This is a genomic window from Kitasatospora sp. NPDC059571 (genome assembly GCF_042735675.1).
GTDB lineage: Bacteria > Actinomycetota > Actinomycetes > Streptomycetales > Streptomycetaceae > Kitasatospora.
The window spans coordinates 28,368-32,343 of the sequence record NZ_JBHWBW010000027.1 but is presented as its reverse complement, the minus strand read 5'-3'; the positions used below and the strand labels follow the sequence as shown (position 1 = coordinate 32,343).

The 3,976-nt window shown below is 74.3% G+C and carries 5 protein-coding genes; all 5 read left to right on the top strand.

All coding sequences use genetic code 11. From position 1 onward, the window contains the following. A partial coding sequence (locus ACFV0G_RS05865; protein WP_380542228.1) for an MbtH family NRPS accessory protein occupies positions 1-148 on the top strand: 148 nt, incomplete at its 5' end. Positions 149-204: 56 nt separating this feature from the next. Further along, positions 205-1,182: a TauD/TfdA dioxygenase family protein gene (locus ACFV0G_RS05860; RefSeq protein WP_380542225.1), complete on the top strand. Its 978-nt coding sequence runs from the start codon at positions 205-207 to the stop codon at positions 1,180-1,182. Position 1,183: 1 nt separating this feature from the next. Continuing rightward, entirely contained in the window at positions 1,184-1,924 is a 741-nt protein-coding gene (locus tag ACFV0G_RS05855; RefSeq protein WP_380542222.1) for an SDR family NAD(P)-dependent oxidoreductase, read from the top strand. Between the two features lie 46 nt (positions 1,925-1,970). Then, positions 1,971-2,777 carry a phytanoyl-CoA dioxygenase family protein gene (locus ACFV0G_RS05850; protein WP_380542219.1) on the top strand — a complete coding sequence of 269 codons (807 nt, stop codon included), beginning with the start codon at positions 1,971-1,973 and terminating at the stop codon, positions 2,775-2,777. Then, on the top strand, positions 2,774-3,889 hold the full coding sequence (locus ACFV0G_RS05845; RefSeq protein ID WP_380542216.1) for a zinc-binding dehydrogenase: 1,116 nt from the start codon (positions 2,774-2,776) through the stop codon (positions 3,887-3,889). The genes ACFV0G_RS05850 and ACFV0G_RS05845 overlap by 4 nt, the downstream gene beginning before the upstream one ends. The last annotated feature ends 87 nt before the right edge of the window (positions 3,890-3,976 follow it).

Here is a 3,976-nt window from a genome sequence, read left to right as displayed (position 1 = left end):
GGGCCGCCACTCGCTCTGGCCGAGCTTCGTGGATGTCCCCGCCGGCTGGACCGCGGTCCGGCCGGCGGGCACCCGCCAGGAGTGCCTGGAGCACGTCGCCCGGCACTGGACCGACGCCCCTTCCCCGCTGCCGGCGGCCGCCGCATGACGGCCCCGCCCGCGCAGTCCGCCCGTACCGCCACCCCACCCGACGGAGAGAGCACCATGACGACAGCACCGAGCGCGGCCGAGTCCGGCACCCGGACCGGCGACCGGCACGAGCAGATCCGGGCGCTGGTGCGCCACGGCATCGACGGCCGCGGGGACCACCACGGCCCGCGCGTGCTGGAACGGCTGGCCGAGGGCCAGCAGGGAGGTCCCTACACCTGCTTCACCGTCCACCCGTGCGGTCCGCTGATCGGGGCGGAGATCGAGGGGCTGGACCTCGCCGAGCCGCTGACCCCCGAGGTCTTCGACGAGCTCGACCGGGCCCTGCTGGAGTGGAAGGTCCTGTTCTTCCGCCGTCAGGAGCTGACCCACGAGCAGCAGCGGGCGTTCGCCGCCCACTGGGGCGAGATCGACCAGCACCCGTTCCTGCCCAAGGGCGCCTCCCAGGACGTGGTTCGGCTGGAGAAGGGTTCGAACAACCCGGGCTTCGAGAACGTCTGGCACCACGACTTCCCGTGGATCCCCAACCCGCCGCTGGGCGCCGTCCTGCGGATGGTGGAGATGCCCGGGGCCGGCGGCGACACGCTCTTCGCCGACACCGCGGCCGCGTACGACAACCTCCCGGACCACCTGAAGGCCCGGCTGGAGGGCCTGCGCGCGGTCCACGACTTCACCCCGTCGGCGAACTACCGGGACCTGCTGACGGACGAACAGCGCCGGCACTTCCAGGAGCTGTTCCCGCCGGTGGCCCACCCGGTGGTCCGCACCCACCCCCGGACGGGCCGCAAGAGCCTCTTCGTCACCTCGATCTTCACCACGCACATCGAGGGCCTGGCGGAGGCGGAGAGCGAGGAACTGCTCGGGGAGCTGTTCCGGCAGGTCCAGTACCCCGAGTACCAGGTGCGCTTCCGCTGGCAGCCCGGGGACGTGGTGTTCTGGGACAACCGAGCGGTGCAGCACTACGCGACCTCCGACTACTACCCGCACCGCCGCGTCGTCGACCGCGCGGCGATCGCCGGGTCAAGGCCGTTCTGAGATGGGCGGCCGGACGGCCGTGGTGAGCGGCGGCACCCGCGGCATCGGACTCGCCCTGTCCCGGCGGCTGCAGGACCTCGGCCACCACGTGGTGGCGCTGTACCGCGGCGACGAACGGGCCGCCCGGGCGGCCGTCGAGGAGAGCGGCGGCGGCATCGAGGCGGTGCGGGTCGACCTGACCCGCCCCGCCGCGGTCCGGGCCGCCTGCGAGCGCGTCCTGGCGGACCACGGGGCGCCGGCGGTGCTGGTGAACAACGCCGGGGTCAACCGGGACCGGCCGGTCCTGGACCTGTCCGACGAGGACTGGGACGAGGTCGTCGCCACCAACCTGTCCGGACCGTTCCGTCTGACCAGGGCGCTGGCGCCGGCCATGGTGGCCGCGGGCGGCGGCTCGATCGTCTGCGTCGGTGCGACGACGGCCCTCCGGCCGCGGCCGAACGGAGCCAACTACTGTGCGAGCAAGGCCGGCCTGCTCCAGTTCAGCCGGTGCCTGGCCCTGGAGCTGGCACCCGCGGTACGGGTCAACGTGCTCGTGCCGGGTTTCACCGACACCCCGGAGGTCGTCGAGCGGTACCGGCTCGACGAGCCGGAGCCGCGCGGCCGGGTCCTGGAGGGGATCCCGCTCGGGCGGATCGGGGCGGCCGCGGACGTCGCGGACGCCCTGGAGTTCCTGGTGAGTGACCGCAGCCGCTACCTCACCGGACAGCAACTGATCGTCGACGGCGGCAACTTCATGGGCTGAGCCGGCAGCAGCCGAGCTCCGCGACGCACGAAAGAGGCGAAGAGTGATGGGCAAGGAACTGATCGACCGCTACCGCGAGGACGGGTTCGTCCTCCTGGAGTCCGTCCTGACCGCCGCCGAGGTGGCGGCGCTGCGGGAGGCCTTCGACCGGGACTGCGAGGTCCCCGGACCGCACCGGATCGCCGAGGACGGCGGCACGGCGGTGCGGGCCGTGTACGCGTCGCACCTGCGCCGGCCGGAGTTCGCGGCGCTGATGCGCGACCCGCGCGTCCTGGGGCCGGTGCAGCAGCTCCTCTCCGAGGACGTCTACCTGTACCAGTTCAAGATCAACGCCAAGCCGGCCTTCGGCGGTGAGCGGTGGTCGTGGCACCAGGACTACGCGGCCTGGCGGGCGGCCGACAACCTCCCGGCTCCCCGGCAGGTCAACGTCGGCGTCTTCCTCGACGACGTGGACGAGTTCAACGGGCCGGTCATCTTCGTCCCGGGCTCGCACCGGGCGGGCCTGGTGCACGACGGGCGCCGGGCCGACGCCAGGTCGGACCTCCACCTCGACCCCGAGGACATCGCGCTGACCCCGGACCAGCTCGCCGGCCTGGTCGGCGAGCACGGCATGACCAGCCCCAAGGGGCGGGCCGGCTCGATCGTGCTGTTCTCGCCGGAGATCGTGCACGGCTCGGCCCCCAACATGTCGCCGTTCCCGCGCCGCCTGCTGATCGCGACCTTCAACGACACCGCGAACCTGCCGAGCTGGACCGGCGAACCGCGCCCTGAGCACGTGGTGCTGCGCGACACCGCGCCGCTGACCGCCCTCGACGGGCCCTTCCTGGCCGCACTGGAAGGAGCCGTCCGATGAGCGGGTCGAGCGGACCGTCCTCGCGTGCCCTGGTCCTGGAGGAGTTCGGCCGCCCGCCGGCGCTGCGCACCTTCGACCTGCTCGCCGCCCCGGCGGGCGGGATGGTGGTGGCATGCCGGTACGGCGGGGTGTGCGGAACCGACCTGCACCTGCAGAAGGGCCACCTCGCGGTGCCGCTGCCGCTGGTGCTGGGCCACGAGGGCCTCGGCGTGGTGCACGAGCTCGGCCCCGGCACGGCCGTGGACGCCACGGGCGCGCCGCTGCGGGTCGGGGACACCGTGATGTGGGCGTCGTCCATCGCCTGCGGGACGTGCGTGCCCTGCCGGCAGTACCGGGAGCCGACCCTGTGCGAGAACCGCCGCACCTACGGGGTCAACCGCCCGACCACCCGGGAGCCGGCGCTGTCCGGCGCGTGGGCCGAGCACATCGTCCTGCAGCCGGGCACCACGGTCGTCGCGCTCGACCGCTCGACCGACCCGCTGGCCGCGATGTCCCTGGCCTGCGCCGGCCCGACGGTGGTGCACGCCCTCTTCGAGCGCCGCCCCGTCCGGCTCGGCGAGACCGTGGTGGTCCAGGGCAGCGGCCCGGTGGGCCTGGCCGCCGCCGCCCTGGCGCAGCTGTCCGGCGCCGCGAGGGTGGTGCTGGTCGGCGGTCCGGCGGAGCGGCTGCGGCTGGCCGCGGAGGCCGGCATCGGCGACGTGCACATCGACATCGCGGGCGCCGCCGACCCGGCGGAGGTGCTCGCGGAGGTCCTGGCGGCCACCGGCGGGCGGGGGGCCGACCTCGTCATCGAGTGCGCGGGCGTGCCGGCGGCGGTGTCCCAGGGGCTTTCCCTGGTCCGCCGCGGCGGCTCGTACCTGGTGATCGGGCAGTACACCGACGCCGGGGACACCCTGCTGAACCCGCATCAGATCGTCTTCCGCCAGCTCGACGTGGTCGGCTCCTGGGCGTTCTCCGGCGCCCATGTGGTCGAGTACGTCCGGCTGCTCCCGGCCCTGACCGACCGCTTCGACCTGGCGGGCCTGGTGACGGTCTTCCCGTTGGAGGAGCACGCGCAGGCGCTCGCCAGGGTGGCCGACGGGTCGGTGATGAAGGCCGTGTTCGCGGGCTGAGCACGTGGCCGCGGGGGGGGGGGGGGGAGGGGGGGGTGCGCGCCGAGGTGACCGCGCCCGGGGAGGGGGGCAGCCGCGGGGGCGGCG